The organism is Streptomyces sp. PTY087I2, assembly GCF_001687325.1.
GTDB lineage: Bacteria > Actinomycetota > Actinomycetes > Streptomycetales > Streptomycetaceae > Streptomyces.
On sequence record NZ_LZRD01000003.1, the window covers coordinates 36,688 to 55,139 of the forward strand.

The 18,452-nt window shown below is 71.4% G+C and carries 17 protein-coding genes and 1 pseudogene; 8 read left to right on the forward strand and 10 right to left on the reverse strand.

The window, feature by feature from the left end:
* Positions 1-238: 238 nt before the first annotated feature.
* Positions 239-1,042 carry an IclR family transcriptional regulator gene (locus A3Q37_RS03680; protein ID WP_065477433.1) on the forward strand — a complete coding sequence of 268 codons (804 nt, stop codon included), beginning with the start codon at positions 239-241 and terminating at the stop codon, positions 1,040-1,042.
* A 27-nt stretch (positions 1,043-1,069) separates the two neighbouring features.
* On the opposite strand, the gene A3Q37_RS03685 is transcribed toward A3Q37_RS03680, so the two are convergent.
* Complete coding sequence (locus tag A3Q37_RS03685; protein ID WP_065477435.1) at positions 1,070-1,750, reverse strand: ABC transporter ATP-binding protein; 681 nt, start codon at positions 1,748-1,750, stop codon at positions 1,070-1,072.
* Entirely contained in the window at positions 1,747-2,826 is a 1,080-nt protein-coding gene (locus A3Q37_RS03690) for an ABC transporter permease (protein WP_065477437.1), read from the reverse strand. The genes A3Q37_RS03685 and A3Q37_RS03690 overlap by 4 nt, the downstream gene beginning before the upstream one ends.
* Before the next feature lie 110 nt (positions 2,827-2,936).
* Here A3Q37_RS03690 and A3Q37_RS03695 point away from each other — a divergent pair, with 110 nt between their 5' ends.
* Positions 2,937-4,247, forward strand: a complete 1,311-nt coding sequence (locus A3Q37_RS03695; protein ID WP_065477440.1) for a sensor histidine kinase — start codon at positions 2,937-2,939, stop codon at positions 4,245-4,247.
* Positions 4,244-4,897 (forward strand): response regulator transcription factor, encoded by a 654-nt coding sequence (locus A3Q37_RS03700; RefSeq protein ID WP_065477442.1) that lies wholly within the window; start codon positions 4,244-4,246, stop codon positions 4,895-4,897. The genes A3Q37_RS03695 and A3Q37_RS03700 overlap by 4 nt, the downstream gene beginning before the upstream one ends.
* Before the next feature lie 30 nt (positions 4,898-4,927).
* On the opposite strand, the gene A3Q37_RS03705 is transcribed toward A3Q37_RS03700, so the two are convergent.
* Entirely contained in the window at positions 4,928-5,230 is a 303-nt protein-coding gene (locus A3Q37_RS03705; protein ID WP_010072627.1) for a DUF5955 family protein, read from the reverse strand.
* A 214-nt stretch (positions 5,231-5,444) separates the two neighbouring features.
* Between A3Q37_RS03705 and A3Q37_RS03710 the strand changes: the two genes are divergently transcribed.
* From A3Q37_RS03710 to A3Q37_RS03720, 4 genes are all read left to right on the forward strand, one after another.
* A complete protein-coding gene (locus tag A3Q37_RS03710) occupies positions 5,445-6,062 on the forward strand; it encodes an NTP transferase domain-containing protein (RefSeq protein ID WP_255311723.1) in 618 nt (205 codons plus the stop codon).
* Positions 6,063-6,358: 296 nt separating this feature from the next.
* Positions 6,359-7,978: a malate synthase A gene (gene aceB, locus A3Q37_RS03715; protein WP_065477445.1), complete on the forward strand. Its 1,620-nt coding sequence runs from the start codon at positions 6,359-6,361 to the stop codon at positions 7,976-7,978.
* A gap of 433 nt (positions 7,979-8,411) precedes the next feature.
* Positions 8,412-8,588: a hypothetical protein gene (locus A3Q37_RS37105; protein ID WP_176711337.1), complete on the forward strand. Its 177-nt coding sequence runs from the start codon at positions 8,412-8,414 to the stop codon at positions 8,586-8,588.
* 172 nt (positions 8,589-8,760) lie between these two features.
* Positions 8,761-10,677 (forward strand): DUF2075 domain-containing protein, encoded by a 1,917-nt coding sequence (locus tag A3Q37_RS03720; RefSeq protein ID WP_065477447.1) that lies wholly within the window; start codon positions 8,761-8,763, stop codon positions 10,675-10,677.
* Here A3Q37_RS03720 and A3Q37_RS38280 read toward each other — a convergent pair.
* The 3 genes and pseudogenes from A3Q37_RS38280 to A3Q37_RS03730 form a co-directional block, all read right to left on the reverse strand.
* Positions 10,563-10,823, reverse strand: coding sequence for a hypothetical protein (locus A3Q37_RS38280; RefSeq protein WP_369691440.1), 261 nt, complete (start codon positions 10,821-10,823; stop codon positions 10,563-10,565). The two genes, A3Q37_RS03720 and A3Q37_RS38280, sit on opposite strands and share 115 nt — an antisense overlap.
* A 41-nt stretch (positions 10,824-10,864) precedes the next feature.
* A pseudogene (locus A3Q37_RS35340) lies at positions 10,865-11,056 on the reverse strand (hypothetical protein); the annotation flags it as partial.
* Between the two features lie 124 nt (positions 11,057-11,180).
* On the reverse strand, positions 11,181-12,173 hold the full coding sequence (locus A3Q37_RS03730; protein ID WP_065477451.1) for a fibronectin type III domain-containing protein: 993 nt from the start codon (positions 12,171-12,173) through the stop codon (positions 11,181-11,183).
* A gap of 160 nt (positions 12,174-12,333) precedes the next feature.
* On the opposite strand from A3Q37_RS03730, the gene A3Q37_RS03735 reads away from it, so the two are divergent.
* A complete protein-coding gene (locus A3Q37_RS03735; protein ID WP_255311724.1) occupies positions 12,334-13,023 on the forward strand; it encodes a TIGR03086 family metal-binding protein in 690 nt (229 codons plus the stop codon).
* Between the two features lie 78 nt (positions 13,024-13,101).
* Here A3Q37_RS03735 and A3Q37_RS03740 read toward each other — a convergent pair whose 3' ends face one another.
* The 4 genes from A3Q37_RS03740 to A3Q37_RS03755 all read right to left on the reverse strand — a co-directional run bounded on the left by A3Q37_RS03740 (position 13,102) and on the right by A3Q37_RS03755 (position 18,447).
* The gene (locus tag A3Q37_RS03740; RefSeq protein WP_065477455.1) at positions 13,102-13,785 is read right to left on the reverse strand and encodes an alpha/beta fold hydrolase; all 684 of its coding nucleotides are present in this window, start codon (positions 13,783-13,785) and stop codon (positions 13,102-13,104) included.
* A 57-nt stretch (positions 13,786-13,842) separates the two neighbouring features.
* Entirely contained in the window at positions 13,843-15,300 is a 1,458-nt protein-coding gene (locus tag A3Q37_RS03745) for a nucleobase:cation symporter-2 family protein (RefSeq protein ID WP_065477456.1), read from the reverse strand.
* Positions 15,301-15,609: 309 nt separating this feature from the next.
* Positions 15,610-16,998: an 8-oxoguanine deaminase gene (locus tag A3Q37_RS03750; protein ID WP_065477460.1), complete on the reverse strand. Its 1,389-nt coding sequence runs from the start codon at positions 16,996-16,998 to the stop codon at positions 15,610-15,612.
* A 45-nt stretch (positions 16,999-17,043) separates the two neighbouring features.
* The gene (locus A3Q37_RS03755) at positions 17,044-18,447 is read right to left on the reverse strand and encodes a nucleobase:cation symporter-2 family protein (RefSeq protein WP_065477463.1); all 1,404 of its coding nucleotides are present in this window, start codon (positions 18,445-18,447) and stop codon (positions 17,044-17,046) included.
* Positions 18,448-18,452: the final 5 nt, after the last annotated feature.

An 18,452-nucleotide genomic window follows, 5' to 3' on the forward strand; every position in this document is an offset into this window, starting at 1 on the left:
GGGCCGACGGGCCAGCCCTGTCGCCCCTACTGGAGATTTCCACAAAGTAAAAGTCCGATTTCGAACTGCGGAACGTAGCATGGGCCAGGAGGGGCGGCGCCGAGCCGTCCGCACCGACCGGCGGCACCCGGACAAAACAGCCCCTGACCGGCACGGACGCCGACCGGGGAGCTGTGGGCCGTTCCGGAACCGCCCGGTAGGCTGCTGCCTTGCCTTCCGCTTCGAAAGGACCGTTGACGTGCCGCCGTCCCACGCCAGCACAGCCGACTCCAAGCCCTCCGGTTCCAGCGGTGGGGTGCAGTCCCTTGAGCGCGCCTTCGATCTGCTGGAGCGGATGGCCGACGCCGGGGGCGAGGTCGGGCTGAGCGAGCTGTCCGCGAGCAGCGGTCTGCCCCTGCCGACCATCCACCGGCTGATGCGCACCCTGGTCGTCTGCGGTTACGTACGCCAGCAGCCCAACCGCCGGTACGCGCTGGGCCCCCGGCTGATCCGGCTCGGCGAGTCCGCGTCCCGGCTGCTGGGCACCTGGGCGAGGCCCTACCTCAGCCGGCTGGTCGAGGAGACCGGTGAGACGGCGAACATGGCGCTGCTGGACGGGGACGAGATCGTGTACGTCGCCCAGGTGCCGTCCAAGCACTCGATGCGGATGTTCACCGAGGTCGGCCGGCGCGTGCTGCCCCACTCCACCGGCGTGGGCAAGGCGCTCCTCGCGCACACCCCCGCCGACGAGGTCCGGGCGCTCCTGGCCCGTACGGGCATGCCCGCCGCCACCGAGAAGACGATCACCACGCCGGAGGGGTTCCTCGACGCCCTGGAGCAGGTGCGCCGCGCCGGATACGCGGTGGACGACAACGAGCAGGAGATCGGGGTGCGGTGCCTCGCGGTCTCCGTACCGAACTCCCCCACCTCGGCCGCGATCTCCATCTCGGGCCCGGCGGGCCGGGTGACCGAGGCGGCCACGGAACGGATCGTGCCGATCCTCCAGCAGGTCGCGGGCGAGCTGTCTGAGGCGCTGGCGAGCAGCGGGACGAACGGGGCCTGACACCCTGGCGGCTGACACTCCGGCGTTTCAGACCCCGGCCGGGGCCGTCAGCCGGCCGTCGTCCATCGTCACCGTGCGGTCCGCCCGGTCCAGGTGCGCCAGGTCGTGCGTGACCAGCACCGTGGCGGTGGCGCGCTCCCGGGTCAGGGCGACCAGCAGGTCGAGCACGGCCGCGCCGCGTTCGTGGTCGAGCGCGCTGGTCGGCTCGTCGACGAGCAGGACCGCCGGTTCGTTCATCAGGGCCCGGGCGATGTTGACGCGCTGGCGCTGACCGCCCGAGAGCTGGTGCGGCCGCCGGTCGGCACGGTCGGCGAGCCCGACGGCGTCGAGCAGTTCCAGCGCCCGGCGCCGGGCACCACGGGCGGATCCCCCGGACAGGTGGCGCATGGCCTGGAGCTGTTCGGCGGCGGTCAGCGAGGGCAGCAGGCTGGGCTGCTGGAAGACGATGCCGATGCGGTCCCGGCGCAGGACCGCCCGCCCCGCGCGGCTCAGCCCGGCGGTCGGCGTCCCGGCCACCACGACCTCGCCGGAGTCCGGGGTTACCAGGGTGGCGGCGGCCGCGAGCAGGCTCGACTTGCCCGAGCCGGACGGCCCGACGACGGCGGTCAGCGCGCCCGGAGGGACGTCCAGCGAGACCCGGTCCAGGGCGGTGAGCCGCCCCTCGCCGTCCGGGTAGGTGAGGGTGACATCGGTCAGGGTGAGCGTCATCGGGCACTCCCGAGTGCGGTGAGCGGGTCGACGGCGGTGATCCGCCGGACGGACAGGGCGGCCCCGAGCGCGCCGAGGGCGATCATCACGGCGGCCGGGACGAGGACGGTCGCCGGGTCCAGGACGAACGGCACGGCTCCCCCGCCGATCAGGGCCCCGGCCCCGGCGGCGAGGGCGGCGCCCAGTCCCGTACCGAGGACGAGCAGCACCACGGCCTGCCCCAGCGCGTCGCGCAGGAGGTACGGGGTCGACGCGCCGAGCGCCTTCAGTACGGCGACGTCGCCGCTGCGCTGGATCGTCCAGACGGTGAAGAACGCCCCGATGACGAGCGCGGAGATGGCGAAGAGGAAGCCGCGCATCAGTTGCAGCGAGCCGTTCTCCGCCCGGTAGGAGCCGATCGCGGTGAGGGAGTCGTCGAGGGTGAGCGTGCTGGTGCCCGCCGCCTCGTCCCCCGCCGCGAGGTCCACACCGCCGGTGGTGGTCAGGGCGATCACGGTCGCCTGTTCGGCGGGCCCGGCGCCGTCGTGGCCGATCTCCTGCCAGTCGTCGAGGCTGGTCCAGACGACGGGGGTGTGACTGTACGAGGCGTCGGTGGCGACGGCGGCGACCTCGCGTTCGGCCCGGCCGAGCGCGATCCGGTCACCGGGGGCGGCCCCCAGTTCCTCGGCCGCCTGCTCGGAGAGCACGATGCGTCCGGGGCCGATCCCGTCCGGCCCGAGCGTGCCGTCCGGTTCGACGCCGAAGGCCGACACGGCGGCGCTCCGCTCACCTGCGGTGGCGTTCAGGGTGCGGATGCCGACCGGCTGCGCGGCCGCGACCCCGGGCCGTCCGGCCCAGGCCCGCCAGGCGTCCTCCCGGACGGTCGATTCTGCGAACGACTCGGACTGCCCGTCCGGGGGCGCGGCGAAGGCCAGATGGTCGGCGTCGAGCCCGGTGACGGCCGAGGTGTTCTCCCGGGCCAGCCCGGCGGTGAGACCGGACAACAGGCCCACGAGCAGCGTGATCAGTACGACGACCGAACCCATGAGCGCGAACCGGCCCTTGGCGAAGCGAAGGTCTCTCCATGCGACGAACATGGCCCCAGCGTCGTCCGGCGCGGACGGGAAAACATCGCGCGGCGGACGGGCCAGGGATCAACCTTTCGATTGACCGGGCCCCAGGACCCCGCGGCTACGCTGGACGGACCATGGATTCGCGATCGCACACCCACGTCACAGCCGCCCTGCGGCTCTGTCTGCACGCGCTGCTGGCGGGGCTGCTGGCCCTGGTGATGGTGCGCGCGGTGGGCGAGGAAGCGCCGGACACGGCGGCGGTCGTGTCGGTGACGCTGCTGATGGCGGCGCTGTACGCGGCGGGGGCGGCGCGCTCCTCCTCCGTACGGCCGGGAGAGTCCTCGTCCGTGCCGCCAGGAGACGCCGTACGGCCGGGAGAGTCCTCCTCGGCGCGGCCGGGGAACGCCGTACGGCCGGGAACGCGGGCCGGGGCGTGGTGGCTGGGCGGGTTGTGGGTGCTGTGGGCGGTGCTGCTGGTGCTGTCTCCGGACGCCCTGTGGATCGCGTTCCCGCTCTACTTCCTCCAGCTCCACTTCCTGCCGATGCGCTGGGCCCTGCCCGCCGTCGCGGTCACCGCGGCCGCCGCGATCGCCGGCTTCGTCGGGCACGGGCAGGAGATCGGGCCCGGCGCGTTCATCGGGCCGCTGATCGGCGCGGCGGTCGCCGTCGCCACGGTCCTCGGGTACGACGCCCTCTTCCGGGAGAGCGAACGGCGCCGCGAGCTGATCGTGGAGCTGGTCGCCACCCGGGCGGAACTCGCCGAGGCGGAACGTACCGCCGGGACGCTCGCCGAGCGCGAGCGCCTGGCCCGGGAGATCCACGACACGCTGGCCCAGGGGCTGTCCAGCATCCAGCTGCTGCTGCGCGCCGCCGAACGCTCGCTGCCCGAGAACGCCCCGGCCGCCCCGCACGTCCGGGCCGCCCGCGAGGCGGCGCAGGCCAATCTGGCGGAGGCCCGCTCCTTCGTACGGGCGCTGACCCCGCCGGACCTGGAGCACGGGTCGCTGGCCGCCGCGCTGGAACGGCTCTGCGCGCGGACGACCGCACCGGAGCTGACCGTACGGTTCGCGGTCAGCGGCACCCCGGTGGAGCTGCCGACCCCGTACGAGGTGGCGCTGTTGCGGACCGCCCAGTCGGCGCTGGCCAACACCGTGCGCCACGCGGAGGCCCGTCGGGCGGAGATCACCCTGAGCTTCATGGACACCTCGGTGGCGCTGGACGTCGTGGACGACGGGCGGGGCTTCGACCCGTCGGGAGCTCCGGCCCACGAGCGGGGCGGGCGCGGAGATGACGGCCGCGGCGACGGCGGCTTCGGGCTGCCGGCGATGCGGGCGCGCGCCGGATCGCTCGGCGGCGTGCTGAGCGTGGAGTCGGCGCCCGGCCAGGGCACGGCGGTGGCCCTCACGCTGCCGCTGCCCGTCGCGGAAGCGGAGCGTGCGGCATGACCGGGGGCGAGGGCCCGGGCGGGGAAGCGATCCGGCTACTGCTCGCGGACGACCATCCGGTGGTCCGGGCGGGGCTGCGTGCGGTCCTGGACACCGAGCCGGGTTTCCGGGTCGCCGGTGAGGCCGCCACCGCGGAGGAGGCCGTGGCCCTGGCGGCGGGAGGCGGCTTCGACGTGGTCCTGATGGACCTCCAGTTCGGTGCGGGGATGCACGGGGCGGAGGCCACGGCGACGATCACCGCCGCGCCGGACGGCCCCCGGGTCCTGATCCTCACCACGTACGACTCCGACGCGGACATCCTGGCGGCGGTCGAGGCCGGGGCGAGCGGCTATCTGCTGAAGGACGCGCCGCCGCAGGAGCTGGCGGCCGCGGTGCGCACGGCAGCGGCGGGCCGCTCGGCGCTGGCGCCCTCGGTGGCGCACCGGCTGATGGACCGGATGCGCACCCCGGCCGAGGCGCTGACGCGGCGGGAGCTGGAGGTGCTGCAACTGCTCGGGGAGGGGTTGTCGAACCTGCGGATCAGCAAGCGGCTGTTCCTGAGCCAGGCCACGGTGAAGTCCCATCTGGTGCACATCTACGCCAAGCTGGGCGTCGACTCCCGTACGGCGGCGGTCGCGGCGGCCACGGCCCGCAGGCTCATCCGCCGCTGACGCGACACGCCCGGGCACCGCACGGGGCGTTCACCCGCGCGGGGGCTCTCCGAAGAGGTCGACCGCGTTGCGCACCTCGCGCAGGGCCGCAGCCACCGCGCTCACCGAGCCGATCGCCCCCGCGATCAGCAGCAGGGACCGGCGCATGCGGGGGATCTCGGGGACACCGCTGACGGCCATGGCGTCCAGGGCAGCGAGCTCGTCCTCGGCGATCGGCCGGTCGGGGAAGTCGATCCGGAGCCCGGCCAGCTCCCGGCGCAGCCGCGAGACGGCCATCCGCAGCTCGGCCACCCTCGGGTCCTCGCCGCTGCCGGTCAGCCGCTTCTGTCCCACGCTTCGCAACACAGCACTCCCCCTCGCACGTCCTTGTGCCGGTGTCTCCCCCGCATCCGGGGTGGTGGCCAAGTCCCCGGGCTCGCCCGCAAGTTAACGCCATAACAGGCAGTGCGCGCCAGCCCACGGAAAGAAATCGGGGTTACCCCTGAGGGTGACATGCGTGTCGCGTGTGCGAAGGACTCAGTGGTATCCAGACCTCATGGTTGAGGACATGGCGACGGACAGGCCGGGCAGGGCGAAGAACCCCGAGGTCGCGGGGGTGCTGCTGGCCGCCGGAGGGGGCCGACGGCTCGGCGGCCGCCCGAAGGCGCTGTTGGAGCACCGGGGCCGCCCGCTGATCGAGCACGCGGTGCGCTCCCTGCGCAACGGCGGCTGCGGCCCGCTGCACGTGGTGCTGGGCGCGGCGGCCGACGAGGTGCGGGCCCGGGCGGATCTCACGGGGTGCGCGGTGAGCGTGAACCCGGGCTGGGAGGAGGGCATGGGCTCCTCGCTCCGGCTGGGTCTGGCGGCCCTGAGCGCGACGGACGCGGACGCGGCGCTGGTCCTCCTGGTCGATCAGCCGGGGATCGGTGCGGAGGCGGTGGCGCGGGTGCGGTTCGCGTACCGCTCGCGCATGAGCCTGGTGGCGGCCTCGTACGGCGGGGAGCGGAGCCATCCGGTGCTGTTCGGGGCGGACCGGTGGGCGGACATCGCGGCGGCGGCCGTCGGCGACCAGGGGGCGCGGAGCTATCTGCGGGAGCACCGCGATGCGATCACGCTCGTGGAGTGTTCGGATGTGGCCGAGGCGTACGACATCGACACCTCGCAGGACCTCAAGCATCTGGAATGACCGGAAAGCACCTGGAGCGGCCGCCCCCGGCGCGTGGCCCGCCGTCCGCCCGTCAACAGTCCGTGGCCGCGCTGGCACGCTGCGCCGTCGGCGGCCCGTTTCTGTCGACCCGGAGAATCTCGACATCAACAAACCATTGAACTTCCACTATGAGGAAACTACTATCCACTGGTCAGAAGCCCTCTGAACCTCAGACGGCACCCACGGCCGTATCTCGGAGCCATGGCACGCCGTGCCCGTCTCAGGCGACCCGGCGGCCGTCGAGACGCCGCCGCCCGCTGAAGGAGTGACAGCTCATGTCCGCACCAGCGCCGTCCACGCTGGCCATCGTCGATGCCGAGCCCCTGCCCCGGCAGGATGAGGTCCTGACCGACGCGGCCCTCGCGTTCGTGGCCGAGCTGCACCGGCAGTTCACGCCGCGCCGCAATGAGCTGCTCGCCCGGCGCGGTGAGCGCCGCGCCGAGATCGCCCGCACCTCCACGCTGGACTTCCTGCCGGAGACGGCGGCGGTCCGCGCGGACGACTCCTGGAAGGTCGCGCCCGCCCCGGCGGCGCTGAACGACCGCCGGGTGGAGATCACCGGTCCGACCGACCGCAAGATGACCATCAACGCCCTGAACTCGGGCGCGAAGGTCTGGCTCGCCGACTTCGAGGACGCGTCCGCCCCGACGTGGGAGAACGTCGTCCTCGGCCAGCTCAACCTCACCGACGCCTACGAGCGCCGCATCGACTTCACCGACCCGAAGTCCGGCAAGGCGTACGCGCTGAAGTCCGCCGACGAGCTGGCCACGGTGGTCATGCGCCCGCGCGGCTGGCACCTGGAGGAGCGCCACCTCCAGCTGGACGGCGTCTCCGTGCCCGGCGCGCTGGTCGACTTCGGCCTCTACTTCTTCCACAACGCGCAGCGCCTGATCGACCTCGGCAAGGGCCCGTACTTCTACCTGCCGAAGACGGAGTCGCACCTGGAGGCCCGCCTCTGGAACGACATCTTCGTCTTCGCTCAGGACTACGTCGGCATCCCGCAGGGCACAGTCCGCGCGACCGTCCTGATCGAGACGATCACCGCCGCGTACGAGATGGAGGAGATCCTCTACGAGCTGCGCGACCACGCGGCCGGGCTGAACGCGGGCCGCTGGGACTACCTCTTCTCCATCGTCAAGAACTTCCGTGACGGCGGCGCCAAGTTCGTGCTGCCGGACCGCAACGCGGTGACGATGACCGCCCCGTTCATGCGGGCGTACACCGAACTCCTGGTCCGCACCTGCCACAAGCGCGGCGCGCACGCGATCGGCGGCATGGCGGCGTTCATCCCCTCGCGCCGCGACGCCGAGGTCAACAAGGTGGCCTTCGAGAAGGTCAAGGCCGACAAGGACCGCGAGGCGAACGACGGCTTCGACGGCTCCTGGGTCGCCCACCCCGACCTGGTCCCGATCGCCCTGGCCTCCTTCGACGCGGTCCTCGGCGAGAAGCCCAACCAGAAGGACCGGCTGCGCGAGGACGTCTCGGTGGCGGCGGGCGACCTGATCGCCATCGACACCCTCGACGCCAAGCCCACGTACGAGGGTCTGCGCAACGCCGTCGCGGTCGGCATCCGCTACATCGAGGCCTGGCTGCGCGGCCTGGGCGCGGTCGCCATCTTCAACCTGATGGAGGACGCGGCCACCGCCGAGATCTCCCGCTCCCAGATCTGGCAGTGGATCAACGCGGACGTGGTCTTCGAGAACGGCGAGCACGCCACCGCGGACCTGGCCCGCAAGGTCGCCGCCGAGGAACTGGCCGCGATCCGCACGGAGATCGGCGAGGAGACCTTCGCCGCCGGCAAGTGGCAGCAGGCCCACGACCTCCTGCTCCAGGTCTCCCTGGACCAGGACTACGCGGACTTCCTGACCCTGCCCGCGTACGAGCAGCTGCGCTGACCCACTCCGTCACGACGGACGCCCCACTGCCCCCGGCACCGCACAGCGCCGGGGGCAGTGGCATTACTATGCCCAATCCTCTAGCCAAAGCCTCACCCTGTGCGCTATAATGGGCGAGCTATTTTACGGAACCCACCGGGCTGTCGAATTCTGACCACGCCCTCCAAACCGTAAGGATGCGCATGACTGCGCCTCGGGCCTCGGCCCCTCGCGCCCCGATGCGGACGCGCTCTCCCCTCCACCTCTCGCCCAACACGTTCCTGACGAACGCCTGGGAACTCAGCACCCCCACCCTCACCTGACCAGCCACAGTCAGCCCCACACGCTGTGACCGGAATCAGGAGAAACGTTCCTCCCCTGAGGTATTCCGGCATCCCTCTCTCTCAAGGATGTCTTTGTGCTGTTTTCCTCCCTAGGGTCCGTCGGATCCGTCGTGGCCATCGCGGCGTCCATCTCGTTCACGGCCTGCTTCGCCGTGGCCTGCGTCACCGCCTGCCGCATCGCCAAACGAGCGTTCGCCAAGACCAGTTCGGCCGATCGGCCCGAAATCCTCAAGCAGTACGCGGTTGTGCTGCGCGCGCTCTTCGCCTTCTCTCTGCGTCGTAAGTAGGTCCGTCGCTGCGCTCCAGGGGCAAGACGCAGTTCCCCCGCGCACATTCCGAAAGGTCCGCTCATGCCGAAAGAGATAGTGTTCTGCCTGTCGACTTCGCGGCCCGCCAGGCTTCCCCATCAGGACACGCCCCCACCCGCACACCACATATCGTGCTGCTCGGGAGCCCGCCTTGATTCGTGATTCCGTCTCCGCGGCCGCCGCACAGGCCCTGGGCGGCAGCCTCTTCCTGCGGCTCACCGAGCGGTTCGTCCAGGAGCACGGGTACCAGCCGAGCAGGGCCGAGGCCCGATCCTGGGAGCGCAGTCTCCCGGCCCTCATGAACGTGCTGGTCGAAGCAGGCCTTGACGAGGTCACCGTACTGCTGGAGTACGGACTGCCGCTGACGAGCAAGCGGGCTGATGCCGTCCTGGCCGGGGTTCACCCCAGGACCGGTGAGCCGTCCTATGTAGTCGTCGAACTGAAGCAGTGGAGCCAGGCGACGCCGGAGGAGGGTGAGCCCTCGCTGTGCTGGATCGACGCGTACGGCCGCCCGGTCCTCAATCCGATCGAGCAGGTTCGTGGCTACTGTGACTACCTCGTGGCATTCAACGGGGCGCTGGGTGACCACCCTGAGCGAGTCTCCGGCGCTGCGTACCTGCACAACGCTACGCAGTTCGGCATCGCAGGTCTGGCCGAGGTGGGCCTGAGCGAGAGAGGCCGGATCTTCAGCGAGGAGACCCGCGGGGAGTTCATCCGCTTCCTCAAAGAACGACTCGCCCCGGTCAACGGAGCGGCGGCCGCAGACGCTTTGCTGGCCGGTAAGGTCGGGCCGTCGAAGCAGCTCATGGCCGTGGCAGCCGAAGAAGTGCGTAATCGGGAGCAGTTCGTGCTGCTCGACGAACAACGCGTCGCCTACGAGTCCGTGATGGGAGCCGTCAGGCGAGCCACTCAGGCGGACCGCAAAGAAGTGCTCGTGGTCGAAGGGGGCCCGGGAACGGGAAAGAGCGTCATTGCGCTGTCGTTGCTCGGCGAGCTCTACCGGCAGGGCCGTTCCGCGCTGCACGCGACGGGATCGCAGTCGTTCACCAAGACGATGCGGAAGGTCGCAGGCGCGCGCAAGAAAGAGGTCCAAGAGCTCTTCAAGTACTTCAACAGCTTCATGACCGCTGAGCGCAACGCCCTCGACGTCATCATCTGTGATGAAGCCCACCGCATGCGGAAGACGTCCGCCAACCGCTACACGCCTGCCGCGCAGCGCAGTGACCGGCCTCAGGTCGATGAACTGATCGACGCCGCACGGGTGCCGGTGTTTCTGCTCGACGAGCACCAGATAGTACGACCGGGCGAGATGGGCGACGTGGAGCAGATCCGCCGAGCCGCCGCGGCCAAGGGGCTGGAGTGCACGGTCATTCATCTGGACAGTCAGTTCCGCTGCGGTGGAAGCGACGCGTATCTGAACTGGGTTCTGCGCCTGCTGAGGCTGAAGCCCGGTGGTCCCACCGAATGGCGGCCCGACGACCGCATGCAGCTCATGGTGGCCGAGAGCCCCGCGGAAATGGAGGCCTTCCTCGACCACAAGCGCGAACTCGGCTACGGGGCGCGCATGTCCGCGGGGTACTGCTGGCCGTGGACCAAGAAGACGCCCCCCGGCGAGGCATTGCCCAACGATGTGGTCATCGGCGACTGGGAGCGGCCATGGAACGTGTTCGGCGACCGCGGTGTCGCGGGTGCGCCGCCCTCCGCCCTCTGGGCGACGGATCCGGCCGGGTTCGGCCAGGTCGGCTGCGTGTACACAGCACAGGGCTTCGAGTACGACTGGAGCGGCGTCATCATCGGACCGGACCTGGTCTGGCGGGACGGCGAGTGGAAGACGGACCGGACCCAGTCGAAGGATCCCGTGTTCAAGAGGTCCACCCCGGACCACGAGGTGGACCTGCTGATTCGCAATACGTACAAGGTGCTGCTGACCCGCGGAATGATCGGAACGGTGATCTACTCGACGGACGCCGAGACCAGGAACAGGCTCCACGAACTCGTCTCGAGCGGGCAGCTCACATCGGAACCGGAAGCTCTGTTCTCCCGCTCAGAGACACTCACCGACGTGTAAGTCGCCGAGCCCCGGCAGCGGACGAAGAGGGGCCCCCACCTCCACGCAGCCCCAGCGCCACGAACCTGCAGATCAGGGCGAACAGCACGGCCGGCAGCGGCGCGGGAGACTCCTGCGAAGTCGGCGAGCCGGGCCAGGATCGGCATCGCCAGGCGGGCGTGGCCGGAGCTGGAGGGGATGAGGTACCGACGACGTCGGCGATCGTCACCGCCGTCAGGACCACCCACATGATCGCGCGCAGCACGATGCCGTCGCCGAGCGAGATGTCGGCGGCTGAGGACACGACTCCGGTGGCGACCACCACGGTGATGAACGCGCCGATGGCCGGCACGAAGAAGAACACACCCGCGCTGCCGGACAGTTCGCCGGCCAGGTCCGGCTCGAGGAGGGTGAGCAGGGCATCGGAGCCGCGCCGCCGAATTCGACGCTGTGCCGGGATTCGGCGAGGGTACGGAACCCCGGCCCACCCAAGCCCTCCAGGCCCCGGAGCGCCCCGGAAGGTGTCAGTCCGTCAGGACCACCGTTCGCTGGGCCGAGAAGTCGCCCCACTTGCCGTCCGGGAGCTTGGCCCGGAGCTTCACCGAGTAGCGGGTGCCCGCCGGGTCGGGGAGGTCGAGCCGGTAGGTGGCGCGGCCCTTGGGAGGCGTACCGCCCCAGACGATGGTGGTGGTCAGCTTGCCGTTCATGTGGAGCTCGTAGGCGGGGATGGTGCCGCCCGTGTCGGGCTGGTCCCAGGACAGGTCCAGGGTGAACAGGCCGCCCTCCTTGCCGACTTCGGTCCGCAGCCCGGTGGGGGCGGTGCTCGCGGGGGCGCCGGGGGCGGAGGCGGTGGTGAGGTCGAGGGTGTTGCTGTCGGCCGAGGACTTGTCGGAGGCGTCCCGGGCCCGGACCGTGAAGGTGTAGACGGTCCCCGGGCGCAGCCCCGTGAGCTTCGCCGTGGTCTCGGAGGCGGGGACGCTGTGGATCCGGGAGTCCTCCTGGTAGATGTCGTACGAGGTGACGCCGACGTCGTCCTTGGCCGCGCCCCAGGTCAGCGTGGCCCCACGGCTTCCGTCGGCGCGACCCGTCAGCTTCGCCGGGGCGGTGGGGGGTGTGTCGTCCTTCGGCGGGGTGGCCTGGGTGGTGACGGGGATGGCCTTGCTGGGCGCGGAGAGGTTCCCGGCGGCGTCCTTGGCCCGGACGCTGAAGGTGTAGTCCGTCGAGGCCGTCAGACCGTTGACGTCGATCATGGTCTTTGTCGCCGGGACGCTCTTGACCTTGCTCTTTCCCCGGTAGACCTCGTAGCCGGCGACCTTCTCGTCATCGGCTGCGGCCTTCCACATGACGTGCACCGAGGTGGAACTGCTGGCCTGGGCGGTCACGTTCTCCGGGGTGCCGGGCGGCTGGGTGTCGGCTTCGGCGGAACCACCGCAGGCGGAGAGAAGGGGGGCGAGAAGCAGGGCGGAACAGGCCAACGCGGCAGATATGTGGGGGCGTTGCACGGTGGTGCCTTCCATCCGGACAGCAATGGTCCAGACCTGTATGACATGACGGGGTGCCCTCCGACAAGAGTCCGGCCGGGAACCTTCCGCTATATGCCGGGTTGCGCCGGCCGCCCCGCCGGTCCGGGGAGCCCGTCGACCGATGAGTTTCCGGTGGCGGAGGGGTCTTCCCTGTATGGATACGCATGAGAGCCCCGCGTCGGCTACGGACGAGATCCCTGCGTCGCCCGCGCACGAGACCCCCGTGTCGGCCACGCCCGGGACCGGCTCGTCGGCCGACGCCCTGCCCGACCTGGAGCCGGCCGCCCGGCGGATCGCCGCGCTGCTCGGGGCGGTCGACGACAGCGCGCTGGACGGCCCCACCCCCTGCCCCGACTACGCCGTACGGGAGCTGCTCGGCCATCTCACCGGGCTCGCCACCGCCTTCCGTGACGCCGCCCGCAAGGATTTCGGGCCGAGCACGGCCACCTCCCCCGACGCGGCTCTCCCCGTCCTCGACGACGACTGGCGCGAGGCGCTGCCCCGGCGGCTTGAGGAGATGGCGGCTGCCTGGCGCGCGCCCGACGCCTGGACGGGCATGACCCGGGCGGGCGGCATCGAGCTGCCCGGCGAGGTGGCCGGGGCCGTCGCGCTCGACGAACTCGTGATCCACGGCTGGGACCTGGCCCGCTCGACCGGGCAGCCGTACGCGGCGGGCGAGGCCGAGCTGCGGTCCTGCGCGGCGCTGCTCGCCCCGGACGAGGACGACCCGGACCGCGGGGGCATCTTCGGGCCGCCCGTCCCGGTGCCGGCCGACGCCCCGCTGCTGGACCGGGTGATCGCCCTCAGCGGCCGAAGCCCGGACTGGCGGCCGGGCGACCGATAGACGGGGGCGGGAGCCCTTCGCCGTCCGCCCGCAACAAGATGTTCGACGCGGCCGCCACCGCACAGGCGCGGGAGCCCGTCAGCTGGTGAAGAACTCCGTGATGTGCGCGGCCACCAGGTCCGCCCGGGTCTCGTGCGGGCGGTGGCCGCCCGGGACCGTGATCAGCCGGCAGTCCGGGACGAGGGAGGCCACGTCCGCCTGGCGGTGCTGTTCCATCCCGCTCTCCGGGCCCCCGGTGATGATCAGCGTCGGGGAGACGATGTCGCCGAGGCCATCGGCCGCATCCGGGCCGGGGTCGGCGAGCTGGTCCCGTACGGCGGGCACCGCGTTCTCGTCGTAGTCCACCGGGCCATCGGCGCGACCGGCCGGGCCCGGGTCGCCGGGGAACGGGGCCGGGGTCTCCACCAGCACCAGCCGCTCCACCCGGTCGGAGTGCTCCTGGGCCACCAGCCGGGCGACGACGCCGCCCATGCCGTGGCCGACGAGGCCGACCCGGTCCAGCTCCAGTTCGTCGAGGAAGCCCACGACGTCCTCGGCCATCAGCTCCAGGCCGTAGCCGTCGGGCCAGTCGCTCTCGCCGTGACCGCGCAGGTCCAGGGCGTACACCCGCCACTCCTGGCCCAGCAGGGCGCCGGCCGCCTCCCACTGCCCGGCCGAACCGCCGAGGCCGTGCAGCAGCACGACGGGCGAGCCGAACGCGTCGCCCCAGGCCCGGTACGCGAGGCGCACATCGCCGACATCCACAACAGACTGATCTTCCATGCCGCTGACGCTACAGCCGACGGGCGGGCGCCCGCGCCCCGCTGTCGGGGCAAGGGGTCAGTGCACGCCCACCCCGGCGGCCGCCGGCACCACGTGTTCGCCGTTCGCAGGCTCCTCGCCCGCCGCGTCCGGCTTGCGGCCGATGTGGTTGAAGGCGAGGTTCAGCACGATCGCCACCACACAGCCGGTGGAGATGCCCGAGTCGAGGACGACGAGCAGGTCCTCGGGGAAGGCGTGATAGAAGTCCGGCGCGGCGATCGGGATCAGGCCGATGCCGACGGCCGCCGCCACGATCAGGGCGTTCTCGCCCTTCTCCAGGGCGGCGGTGGCCAGGGTCTGGATGCCGCTGGCCGCGACCGTACCGAACAGGACGATGCCCGCGCCGCCGAGCACCGGCAGCGGTACGAGCGCGATGACCGAGGCGGCGACCGGGACGAGGCCGAGGACGATCAGGATCACGCCGCCCGCCGCGACGACGAAGCGGCTGCGGATCTTGGTCATGGCGACCAGGCCGACGTTCTGCGCGAAGGCGCTGCACATGAAGCCGTTGAAGATCGGGCTGATGGCGCTGCCGAGGGTGTCGGCGCGCAGCCCGCCCTCGATGATCTTCTCGTCCGCCGGGCGGCCGACGATCTTCCCGAGGGCCAGCATGTCGGCGGTGGACTCGGTCATGCAGACGAGCATCACGATGCACATGGAGACGATGGCCGCGATCTCGAACTGCGGGGCGCCGAAGGCGAACGGCGTCGGGAAGCCCACGACGTCCGCGTTCTTGATGGCGCCGAAGTCGGTGATGCCGGCCGGGATGGCGATGAGCGTGCCGATGACCAGGCCGAGCAGGATCGCGATCTGCTGGAGGAAGCCGCGCAGCAGCTTGCGCAGGGCCAGCACGACGACCAGGGTCACGGCGGCCATGGTGATGTTGGTCATCGAACCGTAGTCGTCGGCCGTGGCGTTGCCGCCCTGGGACCAGTTGAAGGCGACCGGGAGGAGCGAGACGCCGATCAGGGTGATGACGGTGCCGGTGACGACCGGCGGGAAGAACCGGACCAGTTTGCAGAAGTACGGGGCGAGGAGGAACCCGAGCAGGCTCGCGACGATGATCGCGCCGAAGATGACGGCTATCCCGTCGTGCCCCCGGTCCTTGCCTATCGCGATCATCGGGGCGACCCCGGCGAACGAGACGCCGTTGACGAAGGGCAGCCGGGCGCCGACCTTCCAGAAGCCGATGGTCTGGAGCAGGGTGGCGATCCCCGCGGTGAAGAGGCTCGCCCCCATCAGGAAGGCGGTCTCCTTGGCGGTGAGGCCGACGGCCGGCCCCACGATGAGCGGCGGGGCCACCACGCCCGCGTACATGGCGGCCACGTGCTGGAGGCCGCTGGTGAACATCTTCAGCGGGGGGAGGGTTTCGTCGACCGGGTGTTTCCGGTCGTCTCCCGTGTCCACGGCGGTATCGGCCGTGGCGTCGGGGGCGGCTGCATCTGCGTCTTTGCGAAACCTGGGCTTGGCTGCCACGGCGGTTCCTCCGGTCGGTTACGCGTCGTCGGCGACGCGGGTGTCAGGGAGGTGATGCGTAAGTGGTGCGGCGGTGCTTGCGGCTCTCTCAGGTGGTGCAGGTCATGCAGGTGGTGCAGGTCGTACAGAGGGGGGTGCGGAAAGGGGCGCGCACCGGGGTGTGTGCGGGCAGCGTTCATCACCGGTCCGGCGGGCGCGCACCATGGGGCGCGCGTCCGCCGGACCGGCTGCCGTGGGCCCCGCTCGGGTCCACGGCGGCCGGTCTCGGGCCGTCCCCCTCGACCGGCCGGTCGGGGATACCGCCCGGGGTCAGGCCCCGGCGGCGATCTGCGCGAGGCGGCGGGCCTCGTCGCGGGTGACGCGGGCGATGGCGTCCTCGTCCACCGTGGTGAGGTGGTTGCCCTCGACGACCGGCTTGCCGTCGACGAGGGAGAGGGTCACCGGGGCGGCCGCGCCGAAGATGAGCGCGGTCACCGGGTCGGCGATCGAGGAGTGGGCCAGGGTGTCCAGCTTCCACAGGACGAGGTCGGCGAGCTTGCCGACCTCCAGGGAGCCGATCTGGTCGGCGCGGCCCAGCACCTGGGCCCCGCCGAAGGTCCCGAGGCGCAGGGCCTGTCGGGCGTTCAGGGCGGCCTCGCGGTGGGCGCCGAGGCGGTTGATGAGGAGCGCGTTGCGCAGCTCGGTGTGGAGTTCGCCGGACTCGTTGGAGGCGGTGCCGTCCACGCCGAGGCCGACGGGCACACCGGCGGCGAGCATGTCGGGGACCCGGGCGATGCCGGCGGCGAGGCGGGCGTTGGAGGACGGGCAGTGGGCGACGCCGGTTCCCGTACGGGCGAAGGCGGCGATGTCCGAGTCGTTCATGTGGACGCAGTGGGCCATCCACACATCGCTGCCGAGCCAGCCGGTCGACTCGAAGTACTCGGTCGGGCCCATCCCGAACAGCTCCTTGCAGAACTGCTCCTCCTCGACGGTCTCCGAGCCGTGGGTGTGCAGCCGTACGCCCTTGCGGCGGGCCAATTCGGCGCCCTGGCGCATCAGTTCGGTGGAGACCGAGAACGGCGAGCAGGGGGCGACGGCGATCTGGGTCATCGCGTCGAAGGAGGCGTCGTGGTGGGTGTCGATCGTCGCCTCGGTGGCGGCGAGCGCACCTTCCAGGGTCTCGACGGCGAAGTCCGGGGGCAGGCCGCCGTCCTTCTCACTGCGGTCCATGGAGCCCCGGGCGAGGGTGAACCGTACGCCCATCTCGCGGGCGGCCCCGATGATGGCGCCGGACAGATCGCCGGAGCCCCGCGGGAAGACGTAGTGGTGGTCCATGGCGGTGGTGACGCCGCCGCGGGCCAGCATGGCGAGCGAGCCCTGCGCGGCGGCGCGGGCCATCGGCTCGTCGATGCGCGCCCAGGTCGGGTAGAGGGCGACCAGCCAGTTGAACAGGTTGTGATCGGTGGCCAGCCCCCGGGTGATCCACTGGTAGAAGTGGTGGTGGGTGTTGACCAGGCCGGGGGTGGCGAGGTGCCCGGTGGCGTCGATGCGCCGGACGACGCCGGTCAGGCCCTCCGGGGCCTTGCCCGCGCCGACGGACTCGATGCGGTTGTCCGCCACGACGATGTACCCGGAGGCGTACTCCGTGTCGTGGGCGTCGACGGTGGCGATCGAACAGTTCTCGATGACGATGCGCTGAGGGTCTGCCGAAGCTGCCATGGCGCTTCCTTCTTCTCTCTGTGGCGATGTGGGCACGGCAGGACCCTAGGAGGATTTGAGTGCCACAGCGGTGCGGCTGTGGGTGCCGAGATGGTGGAAGAACAGGTTGAGCACGACCGCGGCCAGTGCTCCCGCGCTGATTCCGGAGCCGAGGACGGTCTGCGCCCAGGCCGGGAATCCGGCGTAGAAGGTGGGCGCGGCGAGCGGGATGATGCCCGCGCCGAGCGCGACGGCCACCAAAATGATGTTGGAGCTGTCGTCCAGGCCCGCTTCGGAGAGCGTACGGATGCCGCTGACGGCGATGGAGCCGAAGAGGACGATGCCGGCGCCGCCGAGGACGGGCATGGGCACGAGCGAGACGACCGCGCCGAGCACCGGGAAGGCGCCGAGGATCAGCAGGGCCCCGCCGGCCGCCGCGACGACGTACCGGCTGCGGACGCGGGTCAGCGAGACGACGCCGACGTTCTGGGCGAAGGCGCTGGTGGGAAAGCCGCCGAAGACCGGGCCGAGGAGGGTGGCGATGCCGTCGGTACGCAGGCCGCGGGTGATCGTACGCCCGTCGGTGCGGCGTTCGCAGATCTCGCCGAGGGCGAGCATCCCGGCGGAGGACTCCGTCATCAGGACGAGCGTGACGATGCAGAGCGAGAGGATCGCGGCGGGCTGGAACTCCGGGGCGCCGAAGGCGAAGGGGGTCGGCAGGGCGGCGAGCGGCGCGGACCTCAGCGCGGAGAAGTCGGCGAGTCCGAACGGGATCGCGGCCAGTGTGCCGACGAACATGCCCACCAGCAGGGCGACTTGCTTGAGGAAGCCGCGTCCGAAGCGTTGGACGAGCAGGATGACGACGAGGGTGAAGGCGGCCAGCGCCAGATACTTCATGGCGCCGAAGTCGTCGGCGGTGGCGTCGCCGCCCTGGGCCCAGGCGACGGGCACGGGCATGAGAGTGACGCCGATGAGGGTGATGACCACACCGGTGACGAGCGGCGGGAAGAAGCGCAGCAGCCGGCCGAAGAAGGGGCCCACGGCCAGGCAGAACCCTCCGGCGACGAGCACCGCCCCGTAGATCGCGGGGAGTTGATGGCCAGGGGCGCTGGTCTCGGCGATGGCGAGCATCGGCGCGATCCCGGCGGAGGAGGCGGCGTTGACGAACGGCAGCCGGTTTCCGGCGAACGCGCCGATGCCGATGGTCTGGAGGATGGTGGCGAGACCGGCGATCAGGAGGCTCGCCGCGATGAGCCGGGTCATACCGGCGGTGTCCAGGCCGACGGCCTGGCCGATGATCAGCGGAGGGGTGACGACGCCCGCGTACATGGCGGCGATGTGCTGGAGCGCGGCGGGGACGAGCCGCGCGGGGGGAAGCTTTTCGTCGACCGGGTGAACCGCCGGGCCGGCGAGGGTTTTCGAGGGGTCTTTGCCTGGGCTTTCGGCCGGCCCCGTTGCAGGCTTTGCCATGGGTG

Bases quoted from the DNA above. Each gene is read 5' to 3' on its own strand.
- A3Q37_RS03685 (WP_065477435.1), bottom strand. From the start codon at position 1,750: ATGACGCTCACCCTGACCGATGTCACCCTCACCTACCCGGACGGCGAG.
- A3Q37_RS03690 (WP_065477437.1), bottom strand. From the start codon at position 2,826: ATGTTCGTCGCATGGAGAGACCTTCGCTTCGCCAAGGGCCGGTTCGCG.
- A3Q37_RS03695 (WP_065477440.1), top strand. From the start codon at position 2,937: ATGGATTCGCGATCGCACACCCACGTCACAGCCGCCCTGCGGCTCTGT.
- A3Q37_RS03700 (WP_065477442.1), top strand. From the start codon at position 4,244: ATGACCGGGGGCGAGGGCCCGGGCGGGGAAGCGATCCGGCTACTGCTC.
- A3Q37_RS03710 (WP_255311723.1), top strand. From the start codon at position 5,445: ATGGCGACGGACAGGCCGGGCAGGGCGAAGAACCCCGAGGTCGCGGGG.
- aceB (WP_065477445.1), top strand. From the start codon at position 6,359: ATGTCCGCACCAGCGCCGTCCACGCTGGCCATCGTCGATGCCGAGCCC.
- A3Q37_RS38280 (WP_369691440.1), bottom strand. From the start codon at position 10,823: ATGCCGATCCTGGCCCGGCTCGCCGACTTCGCAGGAGTCTCCCGCGCC.
- A3Q37_RS03730 (WP_065477451.1), bottom strand. From the start codon at position 12,173: ATGGAAGGCACCACCGTGCAACGCCCCCACATATCTGCCGCGTTGGCC.
- A3Q37_RS03735 (WP_255311724.1), top strand. From the start codon at position 12,334: ATGGATACGCATGAGAGCCCCGCGTCGGCTACGGACGAGATCCCTGCG.
- A3Q37_RS03740 (WP_065477455.1), bottom strand. From the start codon at position 13,785: ATGGAAGATCAGTCTGTTGTGGATGTCGGCGATGTGCGCCTCGCGTAC.
- A3Q37_RS03750 (WP_065477460.1), bottom strand. From the start codon at position 16,998: ATGGCAGCTTCGGCAGACCCTCAGCGCATCGTCATCGAGAACTGTTCG.
- A3Q37_RS03755 (WP_065477463.1), bottom strand. From the start codon at position 18,447: ATGGCAAAGCCTGCAACGGGGCCGGCCGAAAGCCCAGGCAAAGACCCC.